Source organism: Blastopirellula sp. J2-11, assembly GCF_024584705.1.
Classification (GTDB): Bacteria; Planctomycetota; Planctomycetia; order Pirellulales; family Pirellulaceae; genus Blastopirellula.
Map to the genome: position 1 here is coordinate 5,968,107 of NZ_CP097384.1, position 13,354 is coordinate 5,981,460.

Genomic DNA, 13,354 nt, shown 5'->3' on the forward strand with positions numbered 1-13,354 from the left:
AGGACCAGGACCGAGGGAAGAACGATGAGCGGAAAGTTACGAAAAAGTTATGACGCAGTAGTGATCGGCGGCGGACCGGCTGGGTTGAGCGCGGCGCTGGTGTTAGGCCGCGCTTGTCGCGAAGTGCTGCTGGTCGATGCTGGGGCGGGACGGAATGCGCCCGCGACGGCGATTCATGGCTTTTTGGGGCACGATGGAACGTCGCCCAGCGAATTGCGGCGGATCGGGAGAGCGCAGTTGCAGCCGTACGATGTCGATGTGCAGGATGCGACGGTGACGAGCGTCAAAAAATTAGACGCTGGATTTGAAATTGCAATCGACCAGGCGATTGTGCAATGTCGGACGTTGATTTTGGCGACCGGCATTGCGGACAAGTTGCCGGAGATCCCCGGCGCCAAAGTTTGGTGGGGCCGCGGCGTGTTGCTTTGTCCCTATTGCCATGGCTGGGAGATCCGCAATCAACCCTGGGCGTTTATGGCGCCGACCAAACAACTGATCGACCGGGCGACGATGCTGTTGGGCTGGACCAAAGATCTGACTTACTTGTGCGGTGACGTGCAGTTGCCGCCTGATCAGCGGCGCTGGCTGACGGAGCATGCGATCGCAATTCGCGAAGAACCGATCGTCGCCTTCGAAGGCGTGGAGGAGCGTTTTACCGGCGTCACTTTTGCCCAGGGAGAACGACTCGACTGCGCGGCGGTTTTTGTCGCTTCGCGATTCTCGCAACAATCGCCGCTGGCGGTGCAATTGGGCTGTGAGGTAGAGGCTGAGGGGCACATCGCCGGAATGATTAAAACCGAGTTGAATGGAGTGACTTCGGTCGCCGGGTTGTTCATCGCAGGCGACGCCGCATCGGCCGGCGCAACGAGCGTCGCTTCGGCCGCTTCCGAAGGAATGATGGCCGCGGTTTCCGCCAACATGACAATGTTGAAAGCGGAAGCCGCTTTGTAGCGCGGCTGCGCTTGGTATCGTTCCATCACGCCGGTCTGGTCTTCATCTGCGGCCGGCATATTGACCGGGCGTCTGGCCGAATTGACGACGGAAGTGAACGGCGAGATGGCTTTGTGAGGCGAAACCGACATCCAAGGCGATCGCCGCCAGTTTTCGCTCGGTAGTTTCCAGCAGTTCTTTCGCCCGCAGAAGTCGCCGCTGGACGACGTATTGATGCGGCGTGAGCCCGGTCGCCGTCTTGAACGCGCGGGAAAAATGCCATTGGCTAAGGCCTGCAACCGCCGCGAGTTGGGGGACCGAAAGAGCACGGCCAAGATGGGCGTCGATGTAACGCGCCACCTGCTGCAGGACCGCAGTATCGAGCGGGGATCGCACAAGCGGCGGTCGCTGCGTCCCGGCGGCTTGTAGCAGGCGAACGGTGAGAGCCGTTCCGAGCGACTCAGAAAAAAGCTGGTCGCCCGACGATTGATCCCGACCCGCTTGGGCCAGCGTCAGCGCCGATCGAACCAAGAACGGGTCGCTGCGAATGACGGCTGGTTGAACGCTGAGCGTTGGCTCGCCCATCGAGTTGGCGACGCGCTGGAGAAAATCGACGGTGATGCGAATGGTCACGCACTCGCAGTCCGTTTCCCAACGCGTGCTCCAGACTTTTTGGGCTGGCCAGACAATCGCGTCGTCGGCCGACGGCAGGCCAACGGATTGAGCGGTCGTTTTGTTTCCCCAGTTGGCGATTCTCGGCGGAGCGAGAAAAACGGTCAGCATATGAAAGTCATGCGCATGCGGCCGGTTCATCCGAGCACGGACATTGCCCGAATGGGCAGCGTGAAACCCGGCGGAAATCCCCAGGCCAGGCTGCGGCATCGATACGATCGGCGTTGTCTCGGACAGGGGGTTCTCCTTGTAGAAACGAGTAAGCGATCTATTGGTAGCGGACGATAGGGAGAGAGACTGTGAGTTGGCTTACTCAGAGAATCGCTAATCTGCGTGACGTTTACCTGAGATGCAGGCCGGCGGCGAGCTATTTGGACCACCCTGACTCGGTTGGGAAAAAAGGCGCCCCATTTCCACTCGCGTCTCGAACTGGTGTAACGTCTCTTTCTTTCATTCCCTTGCGGTCTAAGAAACGATCGATTGCGGCGAATTGAATTATTAGGCGGCTTGCTGAATTTCTCTGGGGTCGCCACACTGAGCCTGGTTGAATTCTTCCTTTTTCTGGAAAGCCGCCGCGCCATGTTTTGGCCTATTGTGTGGATGATAATCGGGCTGGTTGGGCTCGTTGTAGGGGGTGAGTTACTGGTTCGCGGAGCGTCGAAATTGGCGGCGCTGGCCGGGATTTCTCCGCTGGTCGTCGGTTTGACGGTCGTTGCGTTTGGGACCAGCGCACCGGAGTTGGCGGTTTCGCTGAGCGCCAGCTTGCAAGAGAATACCGACATCGGCGTCGGCAATGTGGTCGGCAGCAATATCTTTAACGTGCTAGCGGTATTGGGAATGTCGGCGCTGGTTGCGCCGCTGTTAGTCTCAAGCCAATTGGTGCGTTTGGACGTGCCGCTGATGGTGGCGATTTCGTTTTTGGTGTTGGCGCTTGGTTGGGATGGAGAAATCAGTCAGTTGGATGGCGCCATCTTGTTTGGCATTTTGGTCATCTACCTGGTTTGGCTGGTCTATCAAAGTCGCAAAGAGCAACAAGCCGTCAAGGATCAGTTCGCCGGTGAGTATGGAACTCAAGAGAAGCTGAGCGCCGGCACGTTGTTGGTGCAATTGGCGCTGATCGCGGCCGGTCTGATCGCGCTAACCTTCAGCGCACAATGGTTGGTCGCCGGAGCCAGCGAGATCGCGCGTTACTTTGGGATGAGCGAACTGTTAATCGGGTTGACGATCGTCGCGGTCGGCACGTCCTTGCCGGAAGCGGCGGCGTCGGTGATGGCCAGCATCCGCGGCGAACGCGATATCGCCGTCGGCAACATCGTCGGCAGCAACATCTTTAATATCTGCTGCGTGTTGGGGTTATCGGCGCTCGTGCCGCCGAGCGGCATTCCTGTTTCGGATGAGGCGTTGCGGTTTGATATTCCGGTGATGATCGCGGTCGCGGTCGCCTGCTTGCCGATCTTCTTTACGGGTTACTCGATTGCACGATGGGAAGGCCTGTTGTTCGTTTTCTACTACTTCGCCTACACCGGCTATTTGATTCTGGATGCGTTCAAATCGCCGCTGGTCTACCCGTACCAGGTGATGATGCTGGGCTTTGTCGTGCCGCTGACGGTGATCACGTTGTTGGTGACCACCTGGCGGGCGCTGCGGAGACCAGCAACGGCTTAGCGGGAGAGCGGAGAAGAATTGGTGGCGCGAGTTTTGAAGTTGTATTCGAGATCGATTCTTGCGAAGAGGTAGAGACGCCGGCGACTGCTAATCGCACAAACTTTAAAACGCGCGGCTTGGGTTACCAAGACTAAGCGAACATCGCTTCGAACTGCGTCTGGGCGGCGGTGAACGCTTCGTCGCTGATGACCGGTTGCAGACCTTGCGACGACGGCGGATTGGGGAGTTCAATCCAGCTTTTACAGCCGGCGATCTCTGGGGTCTCTACATAAAGTTGGACTTGCGGCGCAGCGAAGATGCGGACCAGAAAGAGGTAGAGTCCCGGCTCGCGATAGTGGAACCGCGTTCGCACCGTGTCTGCGGCCAGGATATGCATGCCGGTCAATTTGTCGAGCAATGTTTCTTGCGTGATGTACCGAACGTCTTCGACGACGGCCAGCAGGTCGACGGCGAAGCGATTGCCGCCGGCATGCTTTTCGCGCAGTTGGGCCAGCAATTGTTGACCGTCGCTGGAGAGTTGATCGGGCGATTGATGAAAGCGGGTTGGCCAAAACCAAAACGCGTCATGCTCGGCCCGAAACTGATCATCTTGTTCGCGAATGCCGCCCTTGCGGAGCAAAAGATGTTGTCGACCTGCGCGCAGCGCAGCGCAGACGACATCCCACTCTTTCATGACGTAAGGGCAGTTCGCTTCGTTCATCACAGAGACTTCCAAGTGGTGGTTAAGTTGCTAGTTGGCGCTTGGCCAAACGGCCCAGCTCGATGATCGCCTGCTCGACGCGATCGCTTGCTTGAATCGCACAATTCAGTCGCACGAAATTGCGAAACCGATCTCCCGGCGAAAATAACACGCCGGGCGCGACGCTAATATTTCGCTCGGCCGCTTCTTCAAACAGTTGTACGCTATCAAAGCCGCGGGGGAGTTCGAGCCACAGGACTTGGCCTCCTTGCGGCGCCGTGGCGCGAGTCTCTTCGGGAAAGTGCTGGTGAACCGAATAGGCCATTTGTCGAGCGCGATCTTGCAGCGTACGCCGCAGTCGACGTAAATGCAGGTCAAAACCGCCGATTTCCAGGTATTTGGCCACCGCCGATTGCATGGCGATCGAGACAGCCGGATTGAGCGCTATTTTCGCTTGTAAAAACGTTTCGAGATAGATCCCCGGAGCACACCACCCGACACGCATGCCGGGCGAGATCGTTTTACTGAACGAGCAGCAATAGAGCACGATTCCGTCACGATCGAACGCTTTCAGCGCATTGGGACGCACGCCGGAGTCAAAATGGAGTTCGCCAAAAATATCGTCTTCGATCAGCGGAAGTTGATGCTCGCTCATGACTTCGACCAACCGACGCTTCGCGGCGTCGGGCATGCGGCAACCGAGCGGATTGTTAAAGTTGGCGATAATCACCGCGGCTTGGATCCGCTTTTCTTCGGCCAGACGCTCGATCGCATCGACATCGACGCCGGTTTGCGGACAAGACGCTACTTCGATCGCTTTCAGGCCGAGCGTTTCGAGCTTGTCCAAGATGCCAAAGTAAGTCGGCGATTCGACCGCGACCGTATCGCCGGGCTGCAGCGCCGCGTGCAGCGCCAGATAGACCGCTTCGCTGGCGCCGCTGGTCGTCACAATCTCGGCCGGCGCGACTTCGGCGCCAGCGTCGATCATGCGGCGCGCGATCTCTTTGCGCAGCGGCGGATAGCCGAGCGGAACGTCGTAGCGATGCCCCAAATCGGGAAATCGCCGCAGCATCTGGCTAAACAAGCGGTTGAGCCGCTGAGTTGGAAAGAGCTCGATGTCGGGCACCGCAGCCCCCAATTTGACCACTTCCGGCGAGGCCAGCACGTCTTGCAAGCGGCGCGAGAGTCGCGCGACATTGACCCTCAAAGGTCGGATATTCGAGCGTGACGCTTTGGGAGGAAGCGGTACGCGGATTGCCGCATCGCGAACAAAGTATCCCGATTTGGGTCGTGCTTCTATGAGCCCGCGACTTTCGAGCAATCGATACGCATGAGTCACCGTTGATAACGAGACCGACATCTGCCCGCGCATGCGGCGAACCGAAGGAATTCGGTCGCCGGGGCGCAACGTTCCCTGTTCGATCAACCGCGCGACATGCCCGGCGACGCGGTCGTAAAGGCGTTGTTCGTCCGCAGATGGCGGCACAGCGACGTCAGGCATCACAGTTCCCCTGGTTAGGGACCATAACAGATTTGAAACTTTCATCTGTCATGGTAACAAATCTACTTTTGTGCGCCTGTACTCATTCCAGAAAACGCCGAATACTTGCAATATCCCCAGCGATTCTTTCTCAAGGAGACTCCCCCCATCATGTTCTGGACAGCCGTTTATCTGGTGATCTTAGGTTTCTATTTATTAATGTGTCTGGCCACCGTCCTCTATTGGGCGGTATTATCGATAGGAGACGGTCGCAGTCGCAAATCTCGACCGCAACTAGAATGTCGCGTCCACAAGGCGCCGCGGATCGCTCCGCTGCAAGAGCAACTCTCTGCGGAGAGCAAGGACGCAACGGAAAGGTGAGTGACGCCGTCGAAGGCGCGCCGCCTTGTTTCGTACCGATGGGTGACGATGGTCAAAGATTTGCTGGCGGCGATCTTCCGAAAGAGCCCCGGCGTCCACTGGACGTCTCGGTGGAACCTGCGCGAGTCGGTGACGTTGATCGCTGTCGTCGCCGGATTGGGGATCATCGAATGGATCGGCCGCACGCAAACGTCCGAACTTAAAGACTTGGCCTGCGCCATCTTGCTGGCGACAATGTTTCGGTTGGTCTTCTCTCGTTATTTTTGTCGCCGCGTTCGTTGGGCGTCGGACTTGTCGCGACGAATGCGCCGCGTCTGGAATCGGATCACGGCGATGGTCCGCTATGACTGGGGATTGGATCTGCGCCGCTCACCGCCGATCGAGCGCGGCTTACCGCGGTTGTTTCTGCTTGCGCCGTTTTTGGCTTTAGCGGCGGTGTCGACGGCGACGTTGTTTACTTATGCGACCGGCGTCACGCTGCGCGAGACGGTTCCGGTCGTTTGTTATCTGGCCTATCTAACGCCGATGGCGATCATCTGGGGATCGCTGATCGTGCTGGTGTTTGGAGCGGCCTTCTCACCGGGCTATGTGCTGTTTGACGCGTTGCTAGTTTATGGCAAGCGACCCGAACGGGAGTCGTTTCGCTTATCAATGCTGTTCGCATCGATCGTCGCCGGGGGCATCTTGGCGCTGACGCTGCTCGCGCCGACATGGCTCGCGACGCTGTTGTGGGGTCTGACGTTGTCGTTGAGTCTGACCGTCAACTGGCTGACTCCGGCCTGGCGTCCCGATTGCCTGTGGCGCAAAGGCGCGACCGAAGTTCGCGCGATGCCGATGTATCTGTTTCTGACGATCACCGATTTATTGATCGCGCTGGTCCCGGCGATTCCAGTTGCGCTGGCGCTGGGAGGCGAAGTGATCGGGCTCGGCTCGCATTTTGAAACTTCGCCGATCAGCACCGGACTAGGGCGCCTGGCGATCTGGTACGGAACATTCGCGCTGTTCGCGTCGACGTTGTTGATGGAATCGCACTATTTTCTCGCTCGGCTAAGCGATCCGTCGCGCAATAGCCCGTTAGCTTTGCACTTGAGCGGAGTCGATCGACCTCGTCAGCGGCGCGAGCTGCGCTTGTTGGCGAAGCGGAACGGCTGGAAGGTTCGCTTTGCGCCGAGCGAGCCTGAGCGATTGGACGTGCGACTGCAAGTCGCCGAGTCCGCGTCGAGAAGGGACGACTCTAGCACGATCTGTTTGCATCTGGACGATCTGGAAGCGGAAGAAACGTTGCTGCGGATTCGCCGCCGCGATCAAGTCCAAAAGCGACGAACGCTGGTGAAAGGGGTTGAAGTAATTTTTCGCCGCGCGGCGGCCCGCAAACAGCGAGAAGGCAGCGGCTATTGGTTAGCGCCTCACTACTGGTTCTTTCCGGGGCTGACGCGCGATGTCGTCTCGTCGGACGACGCCAACTCGTTGGATGTGATTCCTCCGCTCTATCGCGATGTGATGCCGCGCGGGGCGCGACATCACTTTTTTGAAATCTGCCAGGCGTTGGGGGTCGATCTGATCTTTGTCGAAGATGGAGTCGACTTCTACGCCGTACGACGCGTGCTGCGCGTCATGTTCGAGCGATTCGATATCGACGCCGGTAAGCGACCGCTGGAAGAAGTTCACTTCTCTGGGCTGCCGAAAATCCGCGTGTTGATTCACGAATTTACGATCGACCAACCACCGCGAAAGACCAAGTATCCGGAGCCGAGTTATCAATACTTGGGCCGTGCACGAATCTTGCACGTCTATCGCGATCGCGGCGAAGATGAAGCGCAAACTCCAACGCCAGACGTGCCAGAGCTGCTGTTGAGCCCGGTCGGGAGTTTCTAGAGTAGGGTCGAGAAAAAGGGGCAGAGAAAAGGGGGGCAGGTCTCAATTTTGCAGCAAAATTGGGACCTGCCCCCCTTTTCTCTTTGCCCCCCATTTCTCTTCCTTACGTTAAGACTTCTTTCACCACGCGGGCTGGTTCGACGCCGGTCAGTTTCATATCGAGCCCTTGGAACTTCACGCTGAAGTGGTTGTGGTCGATGCCTAGCAAGTGGAGCATCGTTGCGTGCAAGTCGCGGACGTGGACGACGTCTTGGACGGCGTTGTAGCCCAACTCATCTGTCGCGCCGTAGGTCGTTCCTCCTTGGATGGGACCGCCGGCCATCCACATGCTGAAGCCTTTGATGTGATGATCGCGGCCGACTCCCCCTTTGCCTTGGAACATCGGCGTACGGCCGAATTCGCCGCCCCAGACGATTAGCGTGTCTTCCAACATGCCGCGCTGCTTCAGATCTTGGACCAGTGCGTAGGTCGGCTTGTCGGTCAGGTCGGTGCAGACGCCCATGAACTTCTTCAGATCGCCGTGGTGATCCCAGCCGCGATGATACAGATGAATGAAACGCACGCCGCGTTCGGCGAGTCGTCGCGCGAGCAGGCAGTTGGAAGCGTACGAACCGTCGCCCGGTTTGGCGCCATACATGTCGAGCACGCTTTGCGGCTCGTCCGACATGTCGGTCAGTTCCGGCACTGACATCTGCATCCGATAGGCCATCTCATAGGCCGAGATGCGCGTCGCGATTTCCGGATCTTGCAACTTGTCGAGCCGGCCCCGATTGAGCTGCGCGACGGCGTCGACGATCTGTCGTTGCTGCCCCACCGAAACGCCGGGAGGATTGCGGACGTAGCTGACCGGATCACCGGTCGAGCTGAACTCAACTCCTTGATAGCGACTCGGCAGAAAACCGGTTCCCCATTGGCGTGACGCGATTGGCTGCGGATTGCGCCCGCCGACGCTGCTGAGGACGACAAATCCTGGCAACTCGTTGGTTTCGCAGCCCAGGCCATAGTTGACCCAAGCCCCCATCGACGGTCGCCCGCTGATGACGGTGCCGGTGTTCATAAAGGTATGGGCCGGGTCGTGATTGATTTGCTCGGTCGTCATCGAGCGAATCACGCAGATGTCGTCCGCCATCTTGGCGTGCCAGGGCAAGAAGTCGCTGATCTCGACTCCGCCGGCGCCATATTTCTTGAACTTGGTCATCGCGCCCAAGCAGCGCAGCTCTTGCCCTTGCAGTTGCGCGATCGGCTGGCCGGCCGTGAAGGACTCCGGCATCGGCTGGCCATCCATGCGCGACAACTCCGGCTTGTTGTCAAACGTCTCGAATTGCGACGGTCCGCCAGACATGCACAGGAAAATGACCCGCTTGATCCGCGACGGAAAGTGAGGAAGGCCCGGCTGGCCGGCAACTCCCGTTGGCGCCGAAGATTGCGAACCGGCGGCGAGCGCATCCCCAGACAATAGCGAAGCGAGTGCGGTCGAACCGAGTCCAAAGCCGACGTTCGAAAGAAACGTACGACGCGAATGTTCAGTCGCAGGGTCGAAGCGAGAAGGATTCATGGCAGGTTAGTTCCGGGTAATCATCTCGTCCAGGTTCAAAATCACGCGGGCAACTTGCGTCCACGCGGCGAGTTCGGCGACGTCCACTTTTTTGTCGATCGGTTTCAAACCAACGTGCAGCAACTGGGCCGCGGCGTCGGTATCGGCCTGGTAGATGTCGCGATTATCGTCGAGCACGGCGGTCACAATCTCCAACTCGTGTTGCTCAGGATCGCGCGACAGAGCCAGCTGGTAAGCGCGGGTGATCCGCTGCGTATCGGTCTGCGGCGCCTCGGTCAAGATGCGGGAAGCGAAAGCGCGAGCCGCTTCGACAAAGGTCGGATCATTCAGCAGCACCAAGGCGGCCAGCGGCGTGTTCGATTGGGCCCGCTGCGCGGTGCATTCTTCGCGGCTCGGAGCGTCAAACGCTTTCAGCATCGGATGCAAAAACTGACGCTGCCAATGGACGTACACGCCGCGACGCCATTGCTGGTCGTTCTTGTCCGCATGGTACTTGCGCTGCGGGAAGTTCAAGTGGCGATAGTAGCCTTCCGGCTGATATGGCCTGACGCTCGGTCCGCCGTACTCCAAATTCAACAGTCCGCTGACCGCCAACGCGTTGTCGCGAACCATTTCGGCCGGCAGGCGATGTCGCGACTGATGGCTATAGTAGCGGTTGTACGGATCGGCGGTTCGGACTTCGGCGGTCGTTTGCGACGACTGTTGATAAGCGGCGGTCAGCACCATTTGTTTGACCATCCGTTTGATATCCCAGCCATGCGTGTAAAAGTCGATCGCCAGGTTGTCAAGCAGTTCGGGATGGACCGGAGGTTCTCCCTGGCCGCCAAAATCGTCCAGGCTTTTCGAGAGGCCGACGCCGTAAAAGAGGCGCCAAAGTCGATTGACCATGACCCGCGCGGTCAGCCCGCCGGCGCCGTTTTCCGCATCGACAAACCAATTGGCTAGATCCAACCGCGTGGCGCGATCGCCGCTGGCGTCGACCTTGCCGAGAAATTCAGGAACGGCGGCGGTGACGATCTCGCCGCTATCGTCGAGCCAGTTGCCGCGTGGCAGCACGCGCATCTCGCGCGGAGCGATTGCCTGGGTCACCATCGTCAATCGCGCGGCTTCGTTGAGTTGTTGGATCGCGTCGACCAGCCGCTTTTCGGCCGGAGGGAGCTGCGGCTGCTTTTTCTCTTTCGACTTCTTGGCCTGATCTTTGGCGGCGGTTTCTTCGACCGAGACTTCGGTGGTCGCCGATTCTTGCTGCTCGGCTTCCTGCTGTTGGCGCAGCTGCGAAAGCTCGGCTTCCAGTCGCGCAAGCTCGGCGCGCTCACGGGGCGTGTTGACCTTGATTTCGGGGGGGCGCTTGGTCGGCAGCGCGTTGGAGCCCATCGTGAAGTGCTTCGCCTCGTCGACGTCGGCGAAGAAGGCGCCCAGCGAGTAGAAGTCTTTGATCGTGTAAGGATCGTACTTGTGGTCATGGCACTGAGCACAGCCGACGGTAGCGCCCATCCAGACCAGCGAGACGTTACGAACGCGATCGGCGGCGTAGATCGCCAAGTATTCTTTTTGTTGCAGTCCCCCTTCGTGGGTCGTCTGTAGCAAGCGGTTGTAGCCGGTGGCGATCTTCTGATCGATCGTGCTGTCGGGAAGCAAATCGCCGGCCAGTTGCTCGCGGGTGAATTGATCGAACGGCAAGTTGTTGTTAAACGCGTCCAGCACGTAGTCGCGATAGGGTGAAATGTTGTGATCCTGATCGCCGTGATAACCGACCGTATCGGCGTAGCGCACCAAGTCGAGCCAATAGATCGCCATCCGTTCGCCAAACTGCTTCGAGGCGAGCAAGCGGTCGACGACTTTCTCTAGCGCTTGCGGCGAATCGTCGGCGACGAACTCGGCCACTTCTTCAGGTGTTGGCGGCAGTCCGGTCAGGTCAAACGTGACGCGGCGGATGAGCGTTACCTTGTCGGCGGCGGGGGAAGGAGAGAGCTCGGCCGCTTCCATCTTTTCCAACAGAAAGCGATCGATGTCAGTCTGCGACCACGCTTGGTTATCGACCTGAGGGGCTGCGTGATGCTCCGGCTTCACATAAGCCCAGTAGGGATCGTACTCGGCGCCTTCTTCTATCCAGCGTTTCAGCACCGCAATCTCTTCCGGCTTCAGCTTTTTGCCCGACTCATGCGGGGGCATTTGCAGGTCGGCGTCGGTGCTGATGATCCGCTGAAACACGTCGCTGCCGTCGAGATCGCCCGGCACGATCGCGTAATCTTTGGCCGCTTCCTCCACATCCAGGCGCAGATCAGCCTGGCGATGCTCGCCATCGGGCCCGTGACAGAAGAAACAGTTTTCGGACAGGATCGGCCGGACGTCGCGATTGTAGTCGAGCTTCTTTTGGGCCAGCGCAGGGGATGCGACCAGCACCGCGGCGAGCAGCGTGAGGGACGAAACTATGAAATGAGAGTAGCGTTTCATGCGTTACTGCTGGGCGGAAATGTTAGTAAGCCTGATTACCGGACATTACTTTGTAGTGTTGATTGACTTCTGCGGCTGAAAGGGCTTTTTGATAAATCGCCACTTCGTCGATTTGGCCGTCGAATTGCCTTTCAAGCCGCACTGAATCAAGCTGCCCCAAGACAGCAGTATAAGGCTGAAGATCATCCAACATCAAATTATCGCTCACTTCACGCAGCTTGCCGTTTAAGTACAAGCGAATGCCGTCGCTGTCGCGCACGGCGACCAGATGGTGCCACATGCCGGGTGTGCATGTCTCGGCGCTAAAAACGTTCATGCCCCCCTGGTAGGTTGTCGGCGGATACCGGAAGAGAAATCGGATCGTCGCAGGCCGGTGGACCAGGTTGGTTTGGTTCGCGTATTCGATGACGCACAGATGGCTTTCACGATCGGGTTCGGACTGCTGCAGCGGCAACAAACCGAATATCGTACCCCAGTGCATTCTTTGCGGTCGAACCCAAAACTCCACGGTGAAATCACCCGCATTCAAATGCTCGATTGGCTCGTCTAGTTTCAAATAGCGGGGTTGCTTGCTGGGATTAAAGTCGAGACTTCCGTGGTCAAGTTGGAGTGACTCAGGCTCGCTGGCATGCAAATGTCCCGCGTAACGATCCGACATCTGATTTCGGATCATGTCGCCTTGCTGATCCTCCTGTTCAAAACGCCAGTAGACGAGCGGCTGGTCGGCGATGATCGTCGCAGCGTAGGCGTCAGAAACGCTGAGCGAAGCCTGATCGAGCGGCAAGACGCGGGTTCTGTTTGATTGAGCGAAAGCGCCTTGTGCGATATGGATCTTCCCGCCACTAAATGTGGCGGTCTCGTTGGCGCGAACCAGTTCGTTGAGCAAAGTATCGCCGCTTTCTCCAAGCAGCGAAGTCATCAGTTCGCCTTGGTAAACGTCGATATTGCAGGTATTGGGAGATTGGATCGCATACGTAAACTCGCTGGAGTTGTCCGCGATAGCCGACATGGGGCCGTTAAGCGTAAATGTCTTTACTCCCGGTGGAACTACAGCGGATGCTTGGCCGTAAATCAGGGTCGCACTGCTATCGGACAACAAGTGAAGTTCGGCTGGACCATTGAGTCGAACCACGGCGCCAGAGAGGAATTCAATTTGCACCGCTCCTTGTTCGACATTCATCACGCCGGGCTTCATGTGATCGCCAGGTTTGAGCGCTGTCGTTTCCGGTTCGATGGCTCCCTCGATCTTGGTCACGATGGCGATCGGTCGTAAACCGCTCAGACGAGTCTCGGCGAATTCCAGTAACCTCGGCTTGGGCTGGGTCGCCAACGGTTCGCTCCGCAGGAGAACCAAGGCCAATAAAGTTAGAATCAGCAGCACTGTAGCTGCGAGAACCAGCGCCGAAAACTTCAAGTAAGCAGGCGTCGCCGCTGGCCTCGGCCATTCGACGGGGAGTGAATTAAAACGAGTTTCTAGCTCCGCTTCCAGATCGGACTGTTCGACGTAGGCTTGACGAAACGCGTCATCCTCCAAGAGTCGCAACTCGAGCGCTGCGAATTCTTCGTCCGAAAATGAGCCGTCGATCAGACGATCGATCGCATGCCGCGCTTCACTTTCAAGTTTTTGCGAATTGGAGCTCATAGGTATTAATAAACGACAATA

The 13,354-nt window shown here is 58.2% G+C and carries 10 protein-coding genes; 4 read left to right on the plus strand and 6 right to left on the minus strand.

All coding sequences use genetic code 11. The features are described 5' to 3' along the window. The first annotated feature begins 24 nt into the window (after positions 1–24). Entirely contained in the window at positions 25–951 is a 927-nt protein-coding gene (locus tag M4951_RS23730; RefSeq protein WP_262024076.1) for an NAD(P)/FAD-dependent oxidoreductase, read from the plus strand. 42 nt (positions 952–993) lie between these two features. On the opposite strand, the gene M4951_RS23735 is transcribed toward M4951_RS23730, so the two are convergent. After that, complete coding sequence (locus tag M4951_RS23735; protein WP_262024077.1) at positions 994–1,812, minus strand: helix-turn-helix domain-containing protein; 819 nt, start codon at positions 1,810–1,812, stop codon at positions 994–996. Positions 1,813–2,181: 369 nt separating this feature from the next. On the opposite strand from M4951_RS23735, the gene M4951_RS23740 reads away from it, so the two are divergent. Further along, positions 2,182–3,267: a calcium/sodium antiporter gene (locus tag M4951_RS23740; RefSeq protein ID WP_262024078.1), complete on the plus strand. Its 1,086-nt coding sequence runs from the start codon at positions 2,182–2,184 to the stop codon at positions 3,265–3,267. A 130-nt stretch (positions 3,268–3,397) separates the two neighbouring features. Here M4951_RS23740 and M4951_RS23745 read toward each other — a convergent pair whose 3' ends face one another. Together M4951_RS23745 and M4951_RS23750 are read right to left on the minus strand one after the other, a co-directional pair. Then, positions 3,398–3,967, minus strand: coding sequence for a DUF1802 family protein (locus M4951_RS23745; protein WP_262024079.1), 570 nt, complete (start codon positions 3,965–3,967; stop codon positions 3,398–3,400). Between the two features lie 22 nt (positions 3,968–3,989). Beyond that, positions 3,990–5,447, minus strand: a complete 1,458-nt coding sequence (locus M4951_RS23750) for a PLP-dependent aminotransferase family protein (RefSeq protein ID WP_262024080.1) — start codon at positions 5,445–5,447, stop codon at positions 3,990–3,992. A 150-nt stretch (positions 5,448–5,597) separates the two neighbouring features. Between M4951_RS23750 and M4951_RS23755 the strand changes: the two genes are divergently transcribed. Further along, positions 5,598–5,807 carry a hypothetical protein gene (locus M4951_RS23755; protein WP_262024081.1) on the plus strand — a complete coding sequence of 70 codons (210 nt, stop codon included), beginning with the start codon at positions 5,598–5,600 and terminating at the stop codon, positions 5,805–5,807. 48 nt (positions 5,808–5,855) lie between these two features. Beyond that, entirely contained in the window at positions 5,856–7,682 is a 1,827-nt protein-coding gene (locus M4951_RS23760) for a hypothetical protein (protein ID WP_262024082.1), read from the plus strand. A 103-nt stretch (positions 7,683–7,785) separates the two neighbouring features. Here the strand turns inward: M4951_RS23760 and M4951_RS23765 are convergent, their stop codons facing one another. Genes M4951_RS23765 through M4951_RS23775 form a run of 3 tightly spaced genes read right to left on the minus strand, consistent with a single transcriptional unit; the run spans position 7,786 to position 13,333 of the window. Then, on the minus strand, positions 7,786–9,237 hold the full coding sequence (locus tag M4951_RS23765; RefSeq protein WP_262024083.1) for a DUF1501 domain-containing protein: 1,452 nt from the start codon (positions 9,235–9,237) through the stop codon (positions 7,786–7,788). 6 nt (positions 9,238–9,243) lie between these two features. Continuing rightward, positions 9,244–11,691, minus strand: a complete 2,448-nt coding sequence (locus M4951_RS23770; RefSeq protein ID WP_262024084.1) for a PSD1 and planctomycete cytochrome C domain-containing protein — start codon at positions 11,689–11,691, stop codon at positions 9,244–9,246. Positions 11,692–11,713: 22 nt separating this feature from the next. Continuing rightward, positions 11,714–13,333, minus strand: a complete 1,620-nt coding sequence (locus M4951_RS23775; protein WP_262024085.1) for a LamG domain-containing protein — start codon at positions 13,331–13,333, stop codon at positions 11,714–11,716. Between the last annotated feature and the right edge of the window lie 21 nt (positions 13,334–13,354).

What these genes read in the sequence shown, in the direction of transcription:
- M4951_RS23730 (WP_262024076.1), top strand. Translation starts at nt 25, where the DNA reads ATGAGCGGAAAGTTACGAAAAAGTTATGACGCAGTAGTGATCGGCGGC.
- M4951_RS23735 (WP_262024077.1), bottom strand. Translation starts at nt 1,812, where the DNA reads ATGCCGCAGCCTGGCCTGGGGATTTCCGCCGGGTTTCACGCTGCCCAT.
- M4951_RS23740 (WP_262024078.1), top strand. Translation starts at nt 2,182, where the DNA reads ATGTTTTGGCCTATTGTGTGGATGATAATCGGGCTGGTTGGGCTCGTT.
- M4951_RS23745 (WP_262024079.1), bottom strand. Translation starts at nt 3,967, where the DNA reads ATGAACGAAGCGAACTGCCCTTACGTCATGAAAGAGTGGGATGTCGTC.
- M4951_RS23750 (WP_262024080.1), bottom strand. Translation starts at nt 5,447, where the DNA reads ATGCCTGACGTCGCTGTGCCGCCATCTGCGGACGAACAACGCCTTTAC.
- M4951_RS23755 (WP_262024081.1), top strand. Translation starts at nt 5,598, where the DNA reads ATGTTCTGGACAGCCGTTTATCTGGTGATCTTAGGTTTCTATTTATTA.
- M4951_RS23760 (WP_262024082.1), top strand. Translation starts at nt 5,856, where the DNA reads ATGGTCAAAGATTTGCTGGCGGCGATCTTCCGAAAGAGCCCCGGCGTC.
- M4951_RS23765 (WP_262024083.1), bottom strand. Translation starts at nt 9,237, where the DNA reads ATGAATCCTTCTCGCTTCGACCCTGCGACTGAACATTCGCGTCGTACG.
- M4951_RS23770 (WP_262024084.1), bottom strand. Translation starts at nt 11,691, where the DNA reads ATGAAACGCTACTCTCATTTCATAGTTTCGTCCCTCACGCTGCTCGCC.
- M4951_RS23775 (WP_262024085.1), bottom strand. Translation starts at nt 13,333, where the DNA reads ATGAGCTCCAATTCGCAAAAACTTGAAAGTGAAGCGCGGCATGCGATC.